17 protein-coding genes and 1 pseudogene are annotated in these 20,406 nt (G+C 68.7%); 12 read left to right on the top strand and 6 right to left on the bottom strand.

The genetic code is table 11. The features are described 5' to 3' along the window. Positions 1-3 precede the first annotated feature (3 nt). Both DPR14_RS29030 and DPR14_RS08355 read left to right on the top strand, forming a co-directional pair. Positions 4-1,415, top strand: a pseudogene (locus tag DPR14_RS29030) (FAD-binding oxidoreductase). Positions 1,416-1,525: 110 nt separating this feature from the next. After that, on the top strand, positions 1,526-1,837 hold the full coding sequence (locus DPR14_RS08355) for a hypothetical protein (protein WP_158044733.1): 312 nt from the start codon (positions 1,526-1,528) through the stop codon (positions 1,835-1,837). 31 nt (positions 1,838-1,868) lie between these two features. On the opposite strand, the gene DPR14_RS08350 is transcribed toward DPR14_RS08355, so the two are convergent. Both DPR14_RS08350 and DPR14_RS08345 read right to left on the bottom strand, forming a co-directional pair. Further along, positions 1,869-2,207 carry a DUF1491 family protein gene (locus tag DPR14_RS08350; RefSeq protein ID WP_158044732.1) on the bottom strand — a complete coding sequence of 113 codons (339 nt, stop codon included), beginning with the start codon at positions 2,205-2,207 and terminating at the stop codon, positions 1,869-1,871. A 37-nt stretch (positions 2,208-2,244) separates the two neighbouring features. Next, positions 2,245-3,165, bottom strand: coding sequence for a transglycosylase SLT domain-containing protein (locus DPR14_RS08345; RefSeq protein WP_192499354.1), 921 nt, complete (start codon positions 3,163-3,165; stop codon positions 2,245-2,247). Positions 3,166-3,350: 185 nt separating this feature from the next. On the opposite strand from DPR14_RS08345, the gene DPR14_RS08340 reads away from it, so the two are divergent. Continuing rightward, entirely contained in the window at positions 3,351-5,144 is a 1,794-nt protein-coding gene (locus DPR14_RS08340; protein WP_158044730.1) for an acyl-CoA dehydrogenase, read from the top strand. A 125-nt stretch (positions 5,145-5,269) separates the two neighbouring features. On the opposite strand, the gene DPR14_RS08335 is transcribed toward DPR14_RS08340, so the two are convergent. Beyond that, positions 5,270-6,517, bottom strand: a complete 1,248-nt coding sequence (locus DPR14_RS08335; RefSeq protein WP_158044729.1) for an adenylate/guanylate cyclase domain-containing protein — start codon at positions 6,515-6,517, stop codon at positions 5,270-5,272. A gap of 96 nt (positions 6,518-6,613) precedes the next feature. Between DPR14_RS08335 and DPR14_RS08330 the strand changes: the two genes are divergently transcribed. Continuing rightward, a complete protein-coding gene (locus DPR14_RS08330) occupies positions 6,614-7,633 on the top strand; it encodes a serine hydrolase domain-containing protein (protein ID WP_246149029.1) in 1,020 nt (339 codons plus the stop codon). 15 nt (positions 7,634-7,648) lie between these two features. Here DPR14_RS08330 and DPR14_RS08325 read toward each other — a convergent pair whose 3' ends face one another. Continuing rightward, a complete protein-coding gene (locus DPR14_RS08325; RefSeq protein ID WP_158044728.1) occupies positions 7,649-9,283 on the bottom strand; it encodes an electron transfer flavoprotein-ubiquinone oxidoreductase in 1,635 nt (544 codons plus the stop codon). A gap of 193 nt (positions 9,284-9,476) precedes the next feature. Between DPR14_RS08325 and DPR14_RS08320 the strand changes: the two genes are divergently transcribed. The 4 genes from DPR14_RS08320 to DPR14_RS08305 all read left to right on the top strand — a co-directional run bounded on the left by DPR14_RS08320 (position 9,477) and on the right by DPR14_RS08305 (position 13,786). Continuing rightward, positions 9,477-10,334, top strand: coding sequence for a uracil-DNA glycosylase (locus DPR14_RS08320; RefSeq protein ID WP_158044727.1), 858 nt, complete (start codon positions 9,477-9,479; stop codon positions 10,332-10,334). A 294-nt stretch (positions 10,335-10,628) separates the two neighbouring features. Beyond that, positions 10,629-12,290, top strand: a complete 1,662-nt coding sequence (locus DPR14_RS08315; RefSeq protein ID WP_158044726.1) for a lytic transglycosylase domain-containing protein — start codon at positions 10,629-10,631, stop codon at positions 12,288-12,290. Next, complete coding sequence (moaB, locus tag DPR14_RS08310) at positions 12,277-12,825, top strand: molybdenum cofactor biosynthesis protein B (protein ID WP_158044725.1); 549 nt, start codon at positions 12,277-12,279, stop codon at positions 12,823-12,825. Before DPR14_RS08315 ends, moaB begins: the two co-directional genes overlap by 14 nt. Positions 12,826-12,832: 7 nt before the next feature. Then, positions 12,833-13,786 carry a phosphotransferase gene (locus DPR14_RS08305; RefSeq protein ID WP_158044724.1) on the top strand — a complete coding sequence of 318 codons (954 nt, stop codon included), beginning with the start codon at positions 12,833-12,835 and terminating at the stop codon, positions 13,784-13,786. 198 nt (positions 13,787-13,984) lie between these two features. On the opposite strand, the gene DPR14_RS08300 is transcribed toward DPR14_RS08305, so the two are convergent. Together DPR14_RS08300 and DPR14_RS08295 are read right to left on the bottom strand one after the other, a co-directional pair. Next, positions 13,985-14,290 (bottom strand): addiction module antidote protein, encoded by a 306-nt coding sequence (locus DPR14_RS08300; RefSeq protein ID WP_158044723.1) that lies wholly within the window; start codon positions 14,288-14,290, stop codon positions 13,985-13,987. Positions 14,291-14,412: 122 nt separating this feature from the next. Further along, positions 14,413-15,534 (bottom strand): PA0069 family radical SAM protein, encoded by a 1,122-nt coding sequence (locus DPR14_RS08295; RefSeq protein ID WP_158044722.1) that lies wholly within the window; start codon positions 15,532-15,534, stop codon positions 14,413-14,415. A gap of 234 nt (positions 15,535-15,768) precedes the next feature. On the opposite strand from DPR14_RS08295, the gene DPR14_RS08290 reads away from it, so the two are divergent. From DPR14_RS08290 to DPR14_RS08275, 4 genes are all read left to right on the top strand, one after another. After that, positions 15,769-16,788 carry a glycosyltransferase family 2 protein gene (locus DPR14_RS08290; RefSeq protein ID WP_158044721.1) on the top strand — a complete coding sequence of 340 codons (1,020 nt, stop codon included), beginning with the start codon at positions 15,769-15,771 and terminating at the stop codon, positions 16,786-16,788. Positions 16,789-16,833: 45 nt separating this feature from the next. Beyond that, positions 16,834-18,438 carry an FAD-dependent oxidoreductase gene (locus DPR14_RS08285; protein ID WP_158044720.1) on the top strand — a complete coding sequence of 535 codons (1,605 nt, stop codon included), beginning with the start codon at positions 16,834-16,836 and terminating at the stop codon, positions 18,436-18,438. A gap of 63 nt (positions 18,439-18,501) precedes the next feature. Further along, positions 18,502-19,161 carry a ribonuclease HII gene (locus tag DPR14_RS08280; protein ID WP_158044719.1) on the top strand — a complete coding sequence of 220 codons (660 nt, stop codon included), beginning with the start codon at positions 18,502-18,504 and terminating at the stop codon, positions 19,159-19,161. 110 nt (positions 19,162-19,271) lie between these two features. Further along, entirely contained in the window at positions 19,272-20,357 is a 1,086-nt protein-coding gene (locus DPR14_RS08275; RefSeq protein ID WP_158044718.1) for a site-specific DNA-methyltransferase, read from the top strand. The last annotated feature ends 49 nt before the right edge of the window (positions 20,358-20,406 follow it).

Raw genomic sequence — 20,406 nt, 5'->3', positions numbered from 1 at the left:
GCCATGATCGACGCAGCCTTCCTCGACCGTCTCCGCAGCATCGTCGGCCCCGCCGGCCATATCGATACCCCCGGCGACATGGAGCCCTATGTCGCGGAATGGCGCGGCCGTTACCGCGGAACGACGCCGCTGGTGCTGCGCCCCGCCACCACGCGGGAGCTGTCCGAAGTGGTGAAGGCCTGCCACGAGGCCGGCGTGCCGATCGTGCCCCAGGGCGGCAACACCAGCTTGGTCGGCGGCTCGATCCCGTCGGAGGACGGCAGCGAGGTGCTGGTCAGCCTGTCGCGGATGAACAAGGTGCGGGACGTCGACCCTCTGAACTACACCATCACGGTGGAGGCCGGCTGCGTGCTCCAGGCGATCCAGGAGGCCGCGGCCGAGGTGGACCGGCTGTTCCCGCTGAGCCTGGGCGCCGAGGGCACCTGCCAGATCGGCGGCAACATCTCGTCCAACGCCGGCGGCACCATGACGCTGCGCTACGGCAACATGCGCGACCTGGTGCTAGGCCTGGAGGTCGTGATGCCGGACGGGCAGGTCTGGGACGGCATGCGGCGGCTGCGCAAGAACAACACCGGCTACGACCTTAAGCACCTGTTCATCGGGGCGGAGGGCACGCTGGGGATCGTCACCGCCGCGGTGCTGAAGCTGTTCCCCGGCCCAAGCAGGTGGAGACCGGCTTCCTCGCCGTCCGCGACCCGGACGCCGCGATCGAGCTGCTGGCAAGCCTGCGGTCGGCCAGCGGCGACGCGCTGAGCGCCTTCGAGCTGATGCCGCGCATCGCGATCGACTTCGCCCTGAAGCACGTGGCCGGCACCATCGACCCGCTGGAGGAGAGCCACGCCTGGTACGTTTTGCTGGAGTTCGCGACCGGCAGCGGCGGCGACGCCTTCCGCGACACGATCGAGGCGACCCTGGGCGAGGCCATGGAGGCCGGCCTGGTCATGGACGCGGTCCTGGCGTCGAGCGAGACCCAGGCCAAGCAGCTCTGGTTCATCCGGGAAGCGATCGTCGAGGCCCAGAAATACGCGGGCGGCTCGATCAAGCACGACATCTCGATCCCGGTATCCTGCGTCGGCACCTTCATCCGGGAGGCGACCGAGGCGGTCGGGCGGACCATCCCCGGCGCCCGTCCGGTTCCGTTCGGCCATGTCGGCGACGGCAACATCCACTTCAACGTGACCCAGCCGGAAGGTGCCGACACGGAGACCTACCTTGCCCAGTGGGACAAGCTGAACACCGTGGTCCACGACATCGTGCTGCGCATGGACGGCTCGATCAGCGCCGAGCACGGCATCGGCACCTTCAAGCGCGAGGAGCTGAAGCGCGTCAAGTCGCCGGTCGAGCTGGACATGATGCGCCGGGTCAAGGCGGCGCTGGACCCGAAGGGGCTGATGAACCCCGGCAAGGTGCTGTGAGGCGGGGTTCCGGGCTGCGCGACCGGCTACCCCACCTGGATCCGGTGACAAATCTCGCCACCGTGTGTTGAATACCTCACTGAAATCATCGTTTTACAGTGGAGGGCACCATGCCGCATTACGTGAGATTTGCCGTTGCCGGTCTGGCCCTCGTGTCCCTGACAGCCTGCGAGAACCTGGGCTGGGGCGGCAGCCGGGGCGGCGGGCCCACGCCGTCGAGCACGACGAACACCCTGGGGCCCGGCGGCGCCGGCTATTCCGGGACGAACAGCCAGATGGGGACCGGCGGGTCGGGGGGCGGCACCAGCGACCGCGACACCGGCCGCTCCTCCGACTTCGTCACGGGGCGGAGCCGCTCCGGGCCGATCGGTACCGGGGGAGCCGGCGTTTCCGACTCACCGATTCCCCAATACCGGCCCTGAGCAAGGGATCGCGCGATCCGGCGCCGGTCCGTCAGAGCACCTTTCCCTCGAAAGGATGGCGGCCGGCCCGGTCCTCGATCTCGATTACCCAAAGATCCGGGTCGCGCTTGACCGCGCGCTCGATATAGGCGTCCGCGTCGGCCTCCGGCATCAGGGTGTTTTCCTTCGCGGCGAGCCATGCGGTCTTGCCGTCCATGTCGCGCGTCTGGGTCAGCACCCGGCAGCCGTGCTCAAGCTGGTTCAGCTTCAGCATGACGAGGCCGCCGTAAGGGGAGCCCTTGCGCGCGATGACGGCGGGAATCGCTTCGGAGATGCAGCGGCGCACATGCGCCCTGACCCAGAGTTCCGTGGGAATGCGATCATCGTCCATCCGGCCACCCTAGCCTGCCGGAGGGCCAGGCGCCACTTCAGACCGCGCCGAACCCGGGCATCGGCGCGCTGATCGCCTTGGCGGCCTCCCGCTGACCGTTCTTCGACCCGTCGGCGGCGGCACCGTCCTCCTTGGGCGTGCCGAGTTGGGACAGCACCATGACGGTGAACAGCGACGCCGGCTCCGCATTCGGCGCCGTGGCCCTGCCGAAGGGCGAGCGGAACCCTCCGTCGCTGCTCCAGGCCGACCGGCTGGACGGTGTGCCGATGGCGCCGGCCGACGCCGCCACGGAGGAGCCCTCCATCCCGTCGAACTTCGCGGCGAACCGGTCGTAGATCTGGCCGACCGACAGCGCCTTGCCGGACTTGTCGTAGAACACGCCGCGATTGGCCGCCGCTGCCTCGGGCAGCAACGCCGCGGCCGGCTGGTCCGGGTTCTGGCGCATGCCGTTGAGGAACCTGGACGCCCCGCCGGCCCCCAGGAAATGGGCCATGTAGAGTTCGGTCGACCCGATCCTGCCCCCGACGGTCTGTTCGAGCTGCGTCTGGTTGTCGCGCGCGAACTCCGCCGCCAGGTACGACGACACCTTGGGATCCTTCCGAAGGTCGAGGATGTCGCGCCGCGCCTGCGGGTCCTGCACGTAGGGCGTGCCGTCCGACCGGCGCTGAACCTGAGCCGCCTCCCGGCCCAGGCCGTACTTGGCGCCATGCTGCTCGACCATGTTCAGCCAAGTGCTCTCGATGAACTGGTAAAGCCCCGTGGCGCTGCTGGTCGCGGCCTTCGCCGCCGGGTCGAAACTGCTTTCCTGGGCAGCTTTTGCCATAAGGTAGGAAAAATCTACCCCCGTCCGGTCGCTCGCCTGACGCACCGCCGCCTGGATCGCCTGGGGGGCTGCCCCGGCCGCGGCGCGGTACTGCTGGGGATCGGATGCGTGCATCAGGTTTGCAGGGTTGGACATGGCGGCCTCTACCAACGGGTTCCGCACTCGATAAAGCAATCCCCGTGCCAATGGCGCGGGCATCGCGGTACCATGTCGCAAGGCTCGCAAGCTGCATGCGCCCGCGCTATCTTCACCCGGGGATGCCGCCGAAACCGCCGGCACCCTCGATCAAAGCATACGGTCTCGGGAGGACCCCGCCTACCATGATCCCCTACTCCGCCCCCATCCAGGACATGCGCTTCGTGCTGAACGAGGTGGTCGGCATGGACCGCATCACCAGCCTGCCCGGCTATGCCGATGCGACGCCAGACATGGTCGACGCCATCCTCGACGAAGCCAGCAAGCTGGCCTCCAACGTGCTGGCGCCGATCAACTTCTCCGGCGACCAGGAAGGGGCCGTGCTGGAGAACGGCGTCGTCCGCACGCCCAAGGGCTTCAAGGAGGCGTATCGCCAGTACCAGGAGGGCGGCTGGAACAGCGTGCCGTTCGACCCCGGTCACGGCGGCCAGGGCCTGCCCTGGACCCTCGCCATGGCGGTGCAGGAGATGTGGCAGGCGTCCAACATGTCGTTCGCGCTGTGCCCGATGCTGAACCAGGGCGCGGTCGAGGCGCTGACCGAGCACGGCAGCGACGAGTTGAAGGAGATCTATCTCGGCAAGCTGATCTCGGGCGAATGGACCGGCACCATGAACCTGACCGAGCCGCAGGCGGGCAGCGACCTGGCCGCGATCCGGACCCGGGCGGTGCGGGAGGACGGCCATTACCGGATCTCCGGCCAGAAGATCTACATCACCTACGGCGAGCACGATTTCACCGAGAACATCATCCACATGGTGCTGGCCCGGCTGAACGACGCGCCTCCCGGCATCAAGGGCATCTCGCTGTTCGTCGTGCCGAAGTTCCTGGTCAATCCGGATGGCTCGCTGGGCGGCCGCAACGACCTGCGCTGCGTCAGCCTGGAGCACAAGCTGGGCATCCACGCCAGCCCGACCGCGGTCATGGCGTTCGGCGACGACGACGGCGCCGTGGGCTATCTGGTCGGCGAGGAGAACCGCGGCATCGAGTACATGTTCACCATGATGAACAACGCCCGCATGGGCGTCGGCCTCCAGGGCGTCGCGATCTCCGAACGGGCCTACCAGCAGGCCCGCGACTATGCCCGCACGCGGGTGCAGAGCCGCGACATGACCGACGCCAAGGGCGAGCCGGTGACGATCGTGCGGCACCCCGACGTCCGCCGCATGCTGATGACCATGCGCTCGCAGACCGAAGCCGCGCGGGCCCTGACCTATTACGCGGTCGCGGCGCTGGACATCGCGAAGAAGCACGCCGACCCCGCCGAGGCCGCCAAGGGCCAGGCCATGGCCGACCTGCTGACCCCCGTGGTCAAGGCGTGGTGCACCGACCTGGGCGTGGAGAACGCCTCGATCGGCATCCAGATCCATGGCGGCATGGGCTTCATCGAGGAGACCGGCGCCGCCCAGCACCTGCGCGACGCCCGGATCACCCCGATCTATGAGGGCACCAACGGCATCCAGGCCAACGACCTGGTGTTCCGAAAGGTGATCCGCGACGGCGGTGCCGCCGCCGGCGTGCTGTTCGCCGAAATGCGCGAGACGGTGGAGGCGCTGAAGCACCTGCCGGGCGACGACATGGCGGCGATCTCCATCGGCCTGGGCAAGGCGGTGGACGCGCTGGAGAAGGCGACGGCTTGGCTGGTCGAGCACGGCAAGCGCATGCCCCAGGCCGCGGCGGCCGGGGCCGCCAGCTACTTGAAGATGTTCGGCATCACCACCGGCGGTTTCCTGATGGCCCGCGCCGCGATGGCGGCCCAGCAGGGCCAGACCGACCCGGACGCCGACCAGCGCTTCCTGGACGCAAAGCTGATCACCGCCCGCTTCTTCGCCGACCAGTTCCTGCCCCAGGCGATCAGCCTGCTGACCCCGATCACCGAGGGCCACCGCACGGTGATGGCGCTGTCGGAGGATCAGTTCTAGAGCGGTTTCCGGCCGGGTTGACCCGTTCCACACGGCCTGCCGTCCCACTCGCCGCGATGCGTTGGGCCACGGCCCAACGCATCGGCCCGGCTGCCCCGGCCGGGTCAAGCTGAACGCCATGCCGATCACCTGAGCATGGCGCACGTTCCCGTACCACCCGCCACCGCCTCCGGGTCCAGGGTGAACAGTTCCTGTGGGCGGCCGACGCCGCGCAGCGCGTAGCGGCCGACCGACACCAGCCGCGCGGCGCAGGTCTCGGCGGAGTTGGCGAAGGCGGACGACAGCAGGACGTCCTGGTCCAGGGACCGGCACATGGCGGCGATCCGGCTGACCTCGTTGACCGCGGGGCCGATCACGGTGAAGTCCAGCCGGTCCTCGCTACCGATGTTGCCGTAGAACACCTCGCCGACATTGAGGCCCAGGTAGAAGCGCGTCCAGGGCAGCCCCTCGGCCTTGCGCCGCTTGTTCAGCCGGGCGACGCGGCGGCGTGCCTCCTCGGCGGCATCCAGGGAGCGGTTGCACAGCTCGCCGTCGCCGGCGCCGCTGAAGATCGCCATGATGCCGTCGCCCATGAACTTCATCACCTGCCCCTGGTGGTCGTGGATCGAGGAGACGATCGCGTCGGCATAATCGTTCAGCAACGGGATTACCTGCTCCGGATCGACGGTGTCGGTGATCCGGGTGAAGCCCTGGAGGTCGCTGAACCACAGGACGGCGCTCATCCGTTCGGTCACGCCGCGCTCGATATAGCCGCCCAGCACGCGCCGGCCGGCGTCACGACCCAGATAGGTCTCGACCAGCGTCTCGGCGATGCGCGCGACCGAGACGTCGCGGATCGCCAGCGCCAGGAATGGCAGGCTGCGCTCCATGATCGTGATGTGGGTGTCGTCGAACCCTTCGGGCCGGCCGGTCGACCAGGACGACACCAGGCTGTCCATCAGGCCGATCGTGATCGGCTTTCCGAACATATTGCTTATGGCGAGATAGTCGGTGATCCCCTCGTCCCGCAGTTCGCCCAGGACGGGGAACCGGTCGGACGGGCAGTCGCCGTCGACGAACCGGCAGCGCAGGGATTTACCGCCGCCTTCGGTCAGGTAGTAGAACGGGCTTTTCAGCCACTTGTCCTCGTTCTCGCGGGCTACCGCGCGGGCGTACTCGGATGCCGTGGTCTCGTTCTTCTTCCGGTGCCAGTGGAAGGTGCGGGCCTCCAGAACGGGGTGGAGGGTATCGATCCCGACCACCACGCGCGTCAGCGGGACGCCGTACTCGACCAGCCGCCGGCAGAAGCCGTCGACCAGTTCGGTCTCCGGGGCTCCCTCCAGCCTGGCCCCGATGATCCATTCGGAAAGCTCCAGTATCCGCCGGTCTTCCATCACCCGCTCCCGTCGTCAACGCGCTCAACCAGCCGAAGAAGAGGCCGCCCCGCATCCCATCTTGTAGCACCCGGCGCGAGCGGCAATACTCCCCGGATGATGGAAGCGGCCCTGGCGGAAATATCGTCCCGGTTCGTCACCGGCTGCGGCCGGGCCGGCGTGGCGATCATCCACGGCGCCGACCGGTGGTCCGGATCGGTCGGCCGGGAAGGGCCCACCGCCGGAGAAACCGGCCGTTACCTGCTGTACAGCTTCACGAAAACGCTGATGGCCGCGGCGGCGCTCCGCCTGGTGGAAGCGGGCCGGCTCCGACTCGACCATCCGCTGGACGAGCCCGCCGTGCCGGGATCGGTCGCCGGCCGGATCACGCTCCGCCGGCTTCTCCACCACGATAGCGGGTTGGCCGACTATGGCGGCCTGCCCGAATACCATGAGGCGGTGAGGGCCGGGCAAGAGCCCTGGACCGAGGAGGAATACTGGTCCCGAACGGGTGCCGGACGCCTGCTGTTCGAGCCCGGCCGGGGCTGGGCCTATTCCAATATCGGCTATATGCTGGTCCGCCGGATCCTGTGCCGGGAAGCCGGGGCCGGTTTCGGCGACATGCTGGCGGATCTCGTCTTCAGGCCGCTCGGGGTGACCGACGCCTTCGCCCCAGCGGCCCGGGCGGACCTGGAGGGGCTGGATCTGGGTCCGAGCCGGTATCTCGGGAACGGCGGACCGCCGGTGCCGGTCGCCCCCCGCTATCATCCCGGCTGGGTGTCGCACGGTGTCGTCGCCGCGACTCCGGATGCCGCGGCGTGCCTGCTCCACGGCATCATGACCGGCGCGCTGCTGTCCCCTTCCCTGCTGGCCCGGATGACGGCGGCCCGGCGGGTCGCCGATCCGATGCCGGACCGGCCCTGGATCGAACCGGGTTACGGATTGGGGCTGATGGTCGAACTGGTCCCCGGCGGCTCCGGCGCGGCCGGGCATACCGGGGGCGGGCCCGGATGCAGCCCGGCCGTCTTCCATTTCCGAGGAAAGCGGCAGCCGCTGACCATCTGCGTCGTCACCGATGGGGAGGACATCGCCCAGGCCGAAACCATGGCCGTGGCCGCGTCCACCCCGTTCCCCTAGACCCTATCCAGCGGACTACATGTTCGGATAGTTGGGTCCGCCGCCGCCTTCGGGGACGACCCAGTTGATGTTCTGGGTCGGGTCCTTGATGTCGCAGGTCTTGCAGTGGACGCAGTTCTGCGCGTTGATCTGGAGCCTGGGATTGGCCCCGGAGTCGTCCCGCACGATCTCGTAGACCCCGGCCGGGCAGTAGCGCTGCTCCGGCGCGTCGTAGTCCGGCAGGTTGATCCGGATCGGGATCGTCGGGTCCTTCAGCGTCAGGTGCGCCGGCTGGTTCTCCTCATGGTTGGTGTTGGAGATGAACACCGAGGACAACCGGTCGAAGGTCAGCACCCCGTCCGGCTTGGGGTACTGGATCTTCGGCATCTCGCTCGCCTTCTTCAGCTGGAGATGGTCGGCGTGGTTGTGGAACGTCCACGGCGCCTTGCCCCGCATCACGAAGGTGTCGAACGCCGAGTACGCGATGCCGCCCCACAGGCCCCGCCGGAACGACGGCCGGATGTTGCGGACGTGGTACAGCTCCTCCCACAGCCAGCTTTCCTTCAGCCGCTCCGGATAGGCCACGGCCTCGACCTCGCCCGAGTCGGACTTCAGCAGGTCGAAGATCGCCTCGGCACAGACCATGCCGCTTTTCATGGCGGTGTGGTTGCCCTTGATCTTGGGCACGTTGAGGAACCCGGCGCTGTCGCCGATCAGGCAGCCGCCGGGGAAGGTCAGCTTCGGGATCGACTGGAAGCCCCCTTCGCTCAGCGCCCGGGCGCCGTAGGAAATCCGCCGGCCGCCCTCCAGGTACTTGCGGATCTCGGGGTGCAGCTTGAAGCGCTGGAACTCGTCGAACGGCGACAGGTGGGGGTTCTCGTAGTCCAGCCCGATGACGAAGCCGATCGAGACCTGGTTGTCGGCCATGTGGTACATCCACGAGCCGCCGTAGGTCTTGTCGTCCATCGGCCAGCCGATGGTGTGGACCACCAGCCCGGCCTTGTGCTTCGCCGGGTCGATCTCCCACAGCTCCTTGATGCCGATGCCGTAGGTCTGCGGGTCGCAATCCCGGCGCAGCTCGAAGCGCTCCATCAGCCCCTTGGCCAGCGAGCCGCGGCAGCCCTCGGCGAAGACGGTCTGCTTGGCGTGCAGCTCCATGCCCGGCGTGTAGGCGTCGGTGTGCTCGCCGTCCTTGCCGATGCCCATGTCGCCGGTCGCGACACCCTTGACCGAGCCGTCCTCGCGGTACAGCACCTCGGCGGCCGCGAACCCCGGATAGATCTCGACGCCCAGCTCCTCGGCCTGGGCCGCCAGCCAGCGTCCGAACTCGCCCAGGCTGATGATGTAGTTGCCGTGGTTGTTCATCTGCGGCGGCGTCTTGAGCCGGCGCGAGCGCTTCTCCGTCAGGTGGAGGAAATGGTCCTCCGTCGCCGGCGTGTTGAGCGGCGCGCCCTTGTCCTTCCAGTCCGGGATCAGCTCGTCCAGCGCCCGCGGCTCCAGCACGGCCCCTGAGAGCAGGTGGGCGCCGACCTCGGAGCCCTTCTCCAGGATGCAGACCGACACGTCGTGTTCCTGCTCGGCGGCGAGCTGTTTCAGCCGGATCGCGGCGCTCAGGCCCGACGGCCCGGCTCCGACGATCACGACATCGTATTCCATTACCTCGCGTTCCATGGTTCCTTCCCCTACCCAGCCCTGTGAACCGGTTCAATTGACCATGCCCTCGCCACGGCATCTCCGAATCCGGCTTTGGCTGCCTATCTCTAATTCCGGTCTTCCGTTTCGGGTCGATGAAAGAACATAGGTTCGATGCTAGGGTCAAACCATGAATGAGCGCCGCCCAAGGTGAGTTTTGAGCGAATCTGACATGCGCGAAATCGTCGCTCTGCTGCGCTGGCACCTGGATGTCGGCGCGGACGAGGCGATCGCGGACACTCCGACGGACTGGACGAAGATCGTCGCCCGCGCGGCGCCGGCTCCGGCTGCCGCAGCACCCGGACAGGCGCGGCAGGCGCCCGGCGCCGGGCTTGGCGGCGGTACCGGCGGCCGCACCCTGCCCCCGCGCGCTGCCCCGGCGGCCGGTGCGCGCCCGGTCCAGCAGCCCCTCCTCGGCACGCCCGCGGCGGGCGCCACGGCGCGCGCCATGGCGTCGGAAGCCGGCGACCTCGACGCGCTGCGCGCCGCCATGGCGGCGTTCGAGGGATGCGCGCTGAAGGCGACCGCGACCAACCTGGTGTTCGCGGACGGCAATCCGAAGGCGCGCCTGATGCTGATCGGCGAGGCGCCGGGCGAGGACGAGGACCGCCAGGGGCGTCCCTTCGTCGGCAAGAGCGGCAAGCTGCTCGACCAGATGCTGGCCTGCATCGGGCTCGACCGGACCCAGGTCTACATCACCAACATCCTGCCCTGGCGCCCGCCCGGCAACCGCAAGCCGAACCCCAACGAGATCCAGACCTGCCTGCCCTTCGTCGAGCGGCACGTGGAGCTGGTGGCGCCCGAAGGGCTGATGCTGCTCGGCGGCACCTCGGCCAGCGCCCTGCTGAACCGGACCGACGGAATCATGCGGCTGCGCGGCCGCTGGTTCGAGTTCACCCCCTCGGCCGGCGCCAAGCCGATTCCCGTCCTGCCCACCTACCACCCGGCCTTCCTGCTGCGGCAGCCGGCCATGAAGCGCGACGCCTGGCGCGACCTGGTGGCATTCAAGAAAAAATTTCTGGTGACCTAGCGGATTGGAATCATTGGCCTGCCACCCGCTTTTCCAATCGGCGGACGCGGGTATGCGGGACCGGGATCAACTTGGAAGCTTGTGGGTCCGGAAAACATCCGGTATTTGTCCCTCATGTTCGGGAAGACTGTTAACGCAGGTTTAACCATTCGGTGCCTGCGCTCACGCCTCCTCAGCGGTGCCTTCCTGTGCCTTGCCGTCCTGGTCCTGCCCCCTTTTCCGGGTGCCGGTCAGGCTTCAGCGCGCGACCGGGATACCGCTTACAAATCTGAAGAGTCGTCGGCCCCGTGGTCGGTGGAGGCTCCGGTCGTACCCAGCCGGCAGACCCGCGCCGCCACCCACGATTCGCAGCTTACCGTGCAGGAAGCGGCGCGCTACCGCCGGATCTTCGAGCTTCAGGATGCCGGCGACTGGGACGCCGCGGACAAGCTGGTCGGCGAGGTGACCGACATGCGCCTGATCGGCCATGTCGAGTACCAGCGGCTGATGCATCCCTCCTACAAGGCCAAGTACCACGAGCTTCGCGACTGGCTGGAGCGGTTCGCCGACCATCCCGGCGCCGACAAGGTCCACCAGCTGGCCCTCCGCCGCATGGCCAGGGGCGAGCGCAAGCCGCCGGCTCCGCGCGGCCAGGCGGCATCCCTCCCCGCCGGGCAGAACGGCGCCTACGCGTCCGATCGCGGGCTTCAGGCCGCGGCCCCGCGCCGCGGCGAAGCGGTCCAGGCCCCGATCCAGGCCGCCAAGGCGGCGGGGGACGGTCCGGTGCTGCCGGCCGGCGCCGTGACCGTCGCCACATCGGCGGCCGTCGCCGCTCCTCCGAAGCCGGAGCCGGCATCCTCCTCGGCCGGCAGGGGAAGCTGGAGCGCCGGCATCGCGGCTTGGCGGATCGGCCAGAACGACAAGGCTGCCCGGCACTTCCAGGCATTCGCCCAGTCCGATTCGGCTTCGCCCTGGGACCGTTCGGCCGGCGCCTTCTGGGCCGCCCGGGCCCACCAGCGCGCCCGGCGTCCCGACGAGGCCGCTAAATGGCTGGCCGAGGCGGCCCGGCATCCCCGGACCTTCTACGGCCTGATCGCCCGCCAGGCCCTCGGCGATATCGCCGACGCCGGCCTGCGGGAGCCCATCCTGACCCGGCGCCATGTCCGCGTCCTGGCCGAGCATCCGGCCGGCCGGCGCGCCATAGCCCTGGTCCAGGCCGGCCGGCGCGAGAGCGCCGAGCAGGAGTTGCGCCGGATCGAGGCGCGCGGCAACGCGACGCTGGAACAGGCGCTGGTCGCGCTAGCCGACATGGCCGGGATGCCGGCGCTCGCCATGCGGCTCGGCAGCGTGCTGACCGATTCGGACGGAGCGGCCTACGACTCGGCGCTCTATCCCCTGCCCCCGTGGGAACCGCGCGGCGGCTTCACCGTGGACCGCGCGCTGCTGTTCGCCCTGATGCGCCAGGAGAGCCGGTTCGAGCCGGACGCCCGGAGCGGCGCCGGGGCCAAGGGCCTGATGCAGCTGATGCCCAGCACCGCGACCTATGTCGCCGGCAAGCTGACGCCCGACATCCTGGAGCTGACCCGGGGCAAGCCGGACCTGTACGAGCCGGAAGTCAACATGACCCTGGGCCAGCACTATGTGCGCTACCTGATGGAGCAGAAGGGGATCGAGGACAACCTGATCCTGACCGTCGCCGCCTACAACGCCGGCCCGGGGAATCTCCAGCGCTGGCGGCGTCGCCTGTCCCAGATCAAGGACCCGCTGCTGTTCATCGAGAGCCTGCCCGTCCGCGAAACGCGCACCTTCGTCGAGCAGGTGCTGACCAACTATTGGATCTACAGCCAGCGCCTCGGCCGGCCGCTGCCGTCCCTGGAGGCCATTGCGGGCGGCCGGTGGCCGGTTTATATGGCTGGGGACGGCGAGGTCCCCGCGCCGAAGGCAGTTCAGCAGGTAGCTTCCGATGGCAAAGATTGACGAATCCCGGCCCTTCCTCGCGGTCAACATCGCGGTCCTGACCGTGTCGGACACGCGGGTCGAAGCCGACGACAAGTCGGGCAACACCCTGGTCGAGCGCCTGACCGCCGACGGCCACCGCCTTGCCGCGCGCGCCATCGTCAAGGACGACATCCCCTCGATCATCGCCCAGGTCCAGTCCTGGATCGCCGATCCCGGCATCGACGTGGTGATCTCGACCGGCGGCACCGGCGTGACCGGGCGGGACGTGACGCCCGAGGCGTTCCACGCGATCTACGACAAGGAGATCCCCGGCTTCGGCGAACTGTTCCGCATGATCAGCTACGAGAAGGTCGGCACCTCCACGATCCAGAGCCGGGCGACCGGCGGCGTGACCGGCGGGACCTACCTGTTCGCCCTGCCCGGCTCGCCCAGCGCCTGCCGCGACGCCTGGGACGGCATCTTGAGGTTCCAGCTCGACAACAGGCACCGGCCCTGCAACCTGGTGGAGCTGATGCCCCGCCTGATGGAGCATGTGAAGCCCGCCGGTGCCTGAATGACCCATGTCTGACCGGCATCTCCCGGCCGCGCTCCGCCGCCGCCTGGGGCTGGACGCCGATCCGGTGCCGCTGCCGCCCAAGGGAATGGCCCACGCGCATCTGCGCCTGCCGGACGGCCTGCTGGCGCGGGTGCCGCGCTGGAGCCAGATCGGCCTCGATCCCGCCGCCAACCTGCGCCACCAGGCGACGGCGTTCACGCGCGCCGCTCCCGGCGGCCACACGCCGCGCCTGATCGGAGTCCTGGAACCGGACGGCGGCGACCTTCCCATGGGCGCCCTCCTGGTCGAGGAGATCGCGGGCCGCCCGCCCAGGCTGCCCGGCGACATGCCGGCCATCGCCCGCGCGCTGGCCTCCCTCCACGTCCTGCCGGCGGAACCCGCGGCCAACCCGATCCGCGCCACCATCCAGGTGATCGAGCGTCAGGCGCCGTGCTTCGCCCGCGCCGGGCTGGCGCGGGAGACCATGGCCCACCTCGATGCCGAGCTGGCGTGGGTCCGCTCCCTCCCGACGACCCCGGAGCCCCCCATAGCACTGGTCGGCACCGACACCCACCCCGGCAACTTCCTGATCGACGACCGGGGAAAAGCCTGGTTCGTGGACCTGGAGAAGGCGACCGACGGGCTTCCCGCGATCGACCTGGCGCATGCCAGCCTCTACACCTCGACCACCTGGGACCCCGACGTCGCCGCTATCCTCTCGCGCGAGGACACGGACCTGTTCTACGCCGCCTGGAACGAAGCCGTGCCGCCGGGAATGGCCGAAGCGGTGCGTCCCTGGTTCGGCATCGCCCGCCGGCTGGTCTGGCTGCGCACCCTGTCCTGGATGGCCCGCTGGAAGGTGGAGGGATCGGCAGCCTTCGGCGCCGGCATCGATCCGCGCACCGTCGCCCACGTCCGCGAGCGGATCGACGACTTCTTCGACCCGGCGACGATAGCCCGGGTGCGTGACAGCCTTTGACCTGAGCGGTTCCCGGCACCGCCCGCCTATGCCTTGACCGGTTCGCCGTAGGTCGGCCTTCGCCCGCAGGGCGAACGCCGACACCCTGCATCAACGCTCCGGCCATGGTGTCGGCGTCGGCCTTCGGCCGAGGCCGACCTACGATGGAGCTGTTGAGGGGCCTGGAGGTCGTGTTCCATAGGACGGGAATGCACCGTGTCAGGTCCCTGGACCTTCAGGGTCCACGGTGACGGTGAGGCGCAATCCGAGCGAGCGGATCACCTTCAACACGGTTGCGAACTCCGGATTGCCGCCCGGCCCCAGGGCCTTGTACAGACTCTGTCGCCCCAGCCCGGTCCGGCGCGCTATGTCCGTCATGCCTTTCGCCCGCGCGATATCGCCGAGCGCTGCGGCGACAAGTTCCGGATCCCCGTCCTCCAGAACAGCTTCCAGGTATGCAGCGATACGATCGTCGTCGGTGAGGCTGTCCACGATGTCCCATGAACGGGTTTCGGTCTTGGACATGCGTGATCCCTCAAAGCTCCCGGGCCAGACGGATAGCCGCCGCGATGTCCAGATCCTGGGTACGCTTGTCGCCGCCGGCCAGGAGTACCACCATCGTCTGGTCCCGGCGCATGGAAACCATTCTATAGCCCGGCCCACGAACGCTTCTCATCTCCGCATCGCCCGTCCTCACAGCAGCGGCAATTGGTCCCCCGCGCCGGCGGCGGTTTGAACAGCCCGCGGTCCAGGTCCCAGCGCCGGCCCTCCAGGCCCAAGCGCCGGCAGGCCAGCTTGAAGCGGCGGGACAGCAGTTCGGCGATCGGGCCGGTGCCGGTCATGCGGGTGCCGAATTCGGACTGGTAGAGTCCGCCGGCCCGCGCCTGCCGGATCAGGCTCAGGACGCGGTCGGCCCGGTCGGGAACGTGCTCGCGCAGCCATTCCTCGAACAGGTCCTTTATCTCCAAAGGCAGCCGCAGCAGGATATAGCTGCCGCCGGTGGCCCCGGCCTCGGCGCCGGCCTCCAGGATCGCTTCCAGTTCATGGTCGTTGAGGGCGGGGATCATCGGGCTGGCGAGAACCGAGACGGGCACTCCCGCCGCCGTCAACTCCCGGATCGCCTCCAGCCGCCGGGGCGGCGTCGCGGCGCGGGGCTCCATGCGGCGGGCCAAGGCCCGGTCGAGCGTGGTGACCGACACCGCGACGCTCGCCAGCCGCTTCGCCGCCATGGGCGCCAGGATGTCCAGGTCGCGGGTCACCAGCGCCGACTTGGTGATGACGCAGACCGGCTGGTTGAAGTCCCGGCAGACCTCCAGCACCGAGCGGGTGATGCGCTCCTCCCGCTCGATCGGCTGGTACGGGTCGGTGTTGGCGCCGATCGCCAGCGGCCGGCAGACATAGGATTTCGCGCGCAGCTCGCGGGCCAGCAGCTCGGCCGCATCCCTCTTGCGGAACAGGCGCGTCTCGAAATCCAGCCCCGGCGACAGCCCCAGATAAGCGTGGGTCGGGCGGGCGAAGCAGTAGATGCAGGCGTGCTCGCAACCGCGATAGGGATTGACCGACTGCTCGAACGGAATGTCCGGCGAGGTGTTGCGGGCGATGACGCTGCGGGCGCGGTCGTCCAGGATGGTGGTCCGGACCGGCGGCAGGTCGTCGTCGTCCGTCCTCCACCCGTCATCCACCAGCACGCGCCGCTCGCGCTCAAAACGCGAGCTTTCGTTGCTGATCGCCCCCCGACCCTTGAGAGCCCTGCGCCTGATCTCGTCCATGGAAGCGACGATAAACCGTCACGGAAAGAACGTAAAGAGAACATCTTTCTCTTTCATCGAGCGTCCGGGCGGTTGGGGTAATCGGCTAAACTTGAGTCTATCTGAATTGAGTAGCTTTCCCCCTGAGTGTTGTAGGGTTGATGTTCTAGGGCCGTTTGGGCCGTGTCGTGGCGCGCGCTCCGCCTGCTAACCAGGAGGACAAATTTAGGTCAAAAGCGCAAAGGTCCAAGGCTCATGATTTCCATCGTCATGCCGTCCTACAATTCGGCGGAATTCATCGAACAGGCCATCGAGAGCGTCAGGGCACAGACACTCCCCCATTTCGAATTGCTGGTCTGTGACGACGGCTCCACCGACGGTACCCTCGACATCGTCAGGCGCCTGATGGGGCAGGACGACCGGATCAGGCTTCTTCTGAACAATTGCCGGAACATCAGCCTGAACTGCAACATCGGGATCCGGGAAGCCAGGTATCCCTGGATCGCCCGGCTCGACGCGGACGACGTGATGCATCCGAACCGGCTGGAACTCCAGGTCAGGGCGGCCGAACAGGATCCCTCGGTGGTCCTGTGGGGAAGCCATGCCCGGCTGGTGAACCGCAAGGGCCTGCCCCTGCGCACCCTGCGGACCGGACCGGCGACGCAGGAGGAGTTCGAGAGCAAGCGGTCGGCCGGCGACCTTCTGGTGATCCAGGGGCCGACGGTGATGTTCAGGCGCGACCTAGCGCTGGAGATCGGCGGGTACGACCCGTTCTTCAATTCGGCCGAGGATTTCGAACTGCTGCACCGGCTGGTCGCCTTCGGCCCGGCGCGCGTCCTGCCGGTGGCGCTGACCGACTACCGCGTCCACGGCGGCAGCGTGACGTCGGGCAAGGCGGCCCACCAGATCCGCCTGATCCGGTACATCAGCGCCCGCAACCGCGCCGTCCTGGCCGGCCGAGCGATCTGCCCGCCGGAGGAGTTCATGCGCATCCTGGACAGCGCGCCGGCCTATGTCCGCCTGCTCGAATGGATCGACGGCATGGCACGCCAGAACTACCGTAACGCCAGCATCCACAATGCCGAAAGGCGGACCTTCCGGGCCGTCCTCTGCCTGGCCGCCGCCCTGGCCCTCAACCCGTTCTTCAGCCTGCCCCGCCTGGGCAAGCGGATCGGCCGGAGCTTGGCGGTCCGTTCCCGCTCCACACTGCATTCCGCGCGGCGGCGGATCACCGAGGCGATCCATGCCGGCGGCAACGGCGGCCCGGCGCACTGACGGCGGCGCGCCGAGCCGCCGCGACCCCGACTCGAAGACACTTCCATGATCCTGGACATCCGGCAGTTCCCGACCGGGCAGCAGTTCGACGCCGATCTGTGCATCGTCGGCGCGGGCGCCGCCGGCATCTCTATCGCCCGCGCCATGCTCGGGCTTCCGATCAGGGTGCTGCTGCTGGAAAGCGGCGGCTTCGATTTCGACGCGGAGGTCGCGGCCCTGAACGAAGCCGACAACGCCGGCAACATGAAGCTCGACCTGGAGTCCTTCCGGGCCCGCCTGTTCGGGGGCACGACCAGCCTGTGGGGCGGCAATTGCGCGCCGCTCGACCCGATCGACTTCGCGCCGCGCCCGTGGGTGCCCTTCTCCGGCTGGCCGATCAGGCACGACGAGATGCTGCCCTATTGGCAGCGCGCCCAACCCCTGTTCGAGCTGGGCGACCGCGGCTACGACGTGGACGAATGGGCTCTGGCCGAGCCGGAATTCGCGGCCGTCCGCCTGCCGCTCCATGCCGGTCTCGTCCGCGAGAAGGTCTACCAGCGGAGCCCGCGGACCCAGTTCGGCCACCGCTACGGGAGCGAGCTGGAACCGGACGCCACGAACGTGACCGTCATGCTCAACGGAACCGCGACCGGGCTGCGGACCGACGATTCCGTCGGGACCGTCACCGGGCTGGAAGTCCGAACGCTGGCCGGCCACTCCCACACGATCTCGGCCCGCGCCGTCGTGCTCGCCGCCGGGATCGAGAACGCCCGCCTGCTCCTGCTGTCCAACGACAGGGTGCCGGCAGGCCTGGGCAACCGGCACGACGCGGTCGGCCGCTACTTCATGGAGCATCTGAACATGGTGTCCGGCCGGGCGCTGATCCCCGGTGCCGACGACCTCTACCGCTTCTACGACGCCGAGGGCTGGGCCGACCGCACCTCTCCCACCGCCGTCAGGATGCTCGTGGGGCTCCAGCCCACTCCCGGGATGCAGGAGGCGGCCGGCATCGGCAATTACGTCGCCTTCATCAACAGGACCTTCGACGGCGAGCAGACGGCAGGCTACCAGGCGCTCCGCCATCTGCTGTACCGGCTGAGGCACGCCCAGCTGTCGGACCACCTGCGCAACGACCTGGCGGCCTTGTTGGGGGATCTCGGCTCCGCCCTGAAGGGAAGCTGGAACCGCGTGTTCGCCGCCGATGCCGGCATCTACGAGATCCAGCACTTCTTCGAACAGGTTCCCGATCCCGACAGCCGGATCAGGCTGGGCGACAGGCCGGATCCGCTGGGCCTGCCCCGCATGGTGGTCGATTGGCGCACCACCGATCTGGACAAGCGGACCTGGGCGGTCGGCCAGGATCTCGTCGCCCGCGCGATCGGTGCCGCCGACGGGACCCGAGGCACCGGCCGGCTCCAGCTCGAGCCGGCGGGACCGGGCCTGCCCTGGCCCGACACGATCCACCAGTCGAGCCACTACATGGGCACCACCAGGATCAGCGACGATCCCCGCTTCGGCGTGGTCGACCGCGACTGCCGCGTCCACGGCCTGTCGAACCTGTTCATCGCGGGCGGGTCGGTCCTGCCGACCGGCGGCTGCGCCATGGTCACCATCAACATCGTGGCGCTGGCGCTGCGGCTGGCCGACCACCTGAAGCGCCTGCTGGCCTGACGGGAGCGGTTCGGGTATCACGGGCGCCTTCGCGGACGCCCTTCCACTGCCGGTACCCTGCCCATGCCCGACCTGACCCACGAGATCGCCGCCGGCTACGGCACCGGAACCATCGTCTGCGGCGTGGACGAGGTCGGCCGCGGGCCGCTGGCCGGCCCGGTCGTGGCGGCCGCCGCGATCCTGCCGCCGGACGGCCTGCCCCCCGCCCTGGCCGCCCTGGTCAATGACAGCAAGCTGCTGAAGCCCGGCGTGCGGGGGGAGCTGGCGCCGCTGATCCGAGCATCTGCGACCGTGGCGATCGGCATCGCCGACGTGGGCGAGATCGACCGACTCAACATCCTCCGCGCGAGCCTGCTCGCCATGAAGCGGGCGGTCGAGGCGCTCGGCGTCCGGCCCGGCGTGGCGCTGGTCGACGGCAACAAGGCGCCGGACCTGGCCTGCCCCGTCCGGACCATCGTCGGCGGCGACGCCGCGTCGCTGTCGATCGCCGCCGCGTCGGTCGTCGCCAAGGTCGAACGGGACCGGATCATGGCCGGACTGGCCCGGACCCATCCCGGATACGGCTGGGAGCGAAATGCCGGCTACCCGACGGCGGAGCACCGCAAGGCCCTGATTTCATTGGGAGTCACGCCCCATCACCGGCGCAGCTTCGGCCCGGTGAAGGTGGCATTGGCGACTCAGGGTACCGAGAAAGCGAGTCCCGACTCCGAGTTCAAGAAATAAGGATTGACGCGGATTCGCGCTCGACTCATCTTGCGCGAATGAGTCAAGCACTTTCCTCCCCCAAGGCCCTCCGCAGGCCCCCCGCCAAGGCGCCTTCCACCGTGATCCCCATGCACCAGAACCGTATCCTGGTCGGCGATTGCGTCACCGTCATGAACGGCCTGCCGGCCGGCTCGGTCGACATGGTGTTCGCCGACCCTCCCTACAACCTGCAACTGGGGGGCGACCTGCTTCGCCCCAATCATTCCCGGGTCGACGGGGTGGAGGAGGACTGGGACAAGTTCGCCGACCTTGCGACCTACGACCGGTTCACCCGCGACTGGCTGGCGGGCGCCCGGCACGCGCTGAAGGACGACGGCTGCCTGTGGGTGATCGGCAGCTACCACAACATCTTCCGCGTCGGGGCGGCGCTCCAGGACCTGGGATTCTGGCTGCTCAACGACATCATCTGGCGCAAGACCAACCCGATGCCCAATTTCCGGGGCCGCCGCTTCACCAACGCGCACGAGACGCTGATCTGGGCCGCCAAGTCCAAGGAGGCGCGGTACCACTTCGCCTACGAGGCGATGAAGAGCCTCAACGACGATCTCCAGATGCGCAGCGACTGGCTGTTCCCGCTGTGCACCGGCCAGGAGCGGCTGAAGGGCGCCGACGGCAACAAGGCCCACCCGACCCAGAAGCCGGAAGCCCTGCTCTACCGCTGCATCATGGCCTCGACCGAGCCGGGCGACGTGGTGCTGGACCCGTTCTTCGGCACCGGCACAACGGGCGCCGTGGCGAAGCGGCTGGGCCGGTCCTGGATCGGCATCGAGCGCGAGCACCAGTACGCCCAGGTCGCCAACGCCCGGATCGCCGCCGTGCAGGAGGCCCCGGACAAGGAGCTGCTGTACGCCCCGACCAAGCGCCAGGCGCCGCGCGTGCCGTTCGGCTGGCTGGTCGAGCGCGGGCTGCTCAATCCCGGGGCAACGCTGTTCGACCAGCGGCGCATCCATACCGCCCATGTCCGGGCCGACGGCATGCTGATCGGCACGAACCATCTGGGCAACCATTGCGGCTCGATCCATCAGGTGGGTGCCGCGATGCAGGGCCTTCCGGCCTGCAACGGCTGGACTTTCTGGCACTTCGAGACCGGCAATGGAGAGCAGCGGCCAATCGACATGCTCCGCCAGAAAGTTCTCGCAGAGCTGCATTGCTGATCCGCTCTTTATTGTTTCATCGCCGACGCTTGGCTTAGAGGGGGCGGAA

This window comes from Skermanella pratensis, from assembly GCF_008843145.1.
Lineage (GTDB): Bacteria > Pseudomonadota > Alphaproteobacteria > Azospirillales > Azospirillaceae > Skermanella > Skermanella pratensis.
This window is presented reverse-complemented; position numbering and strand designations above follow the sequence as displayed.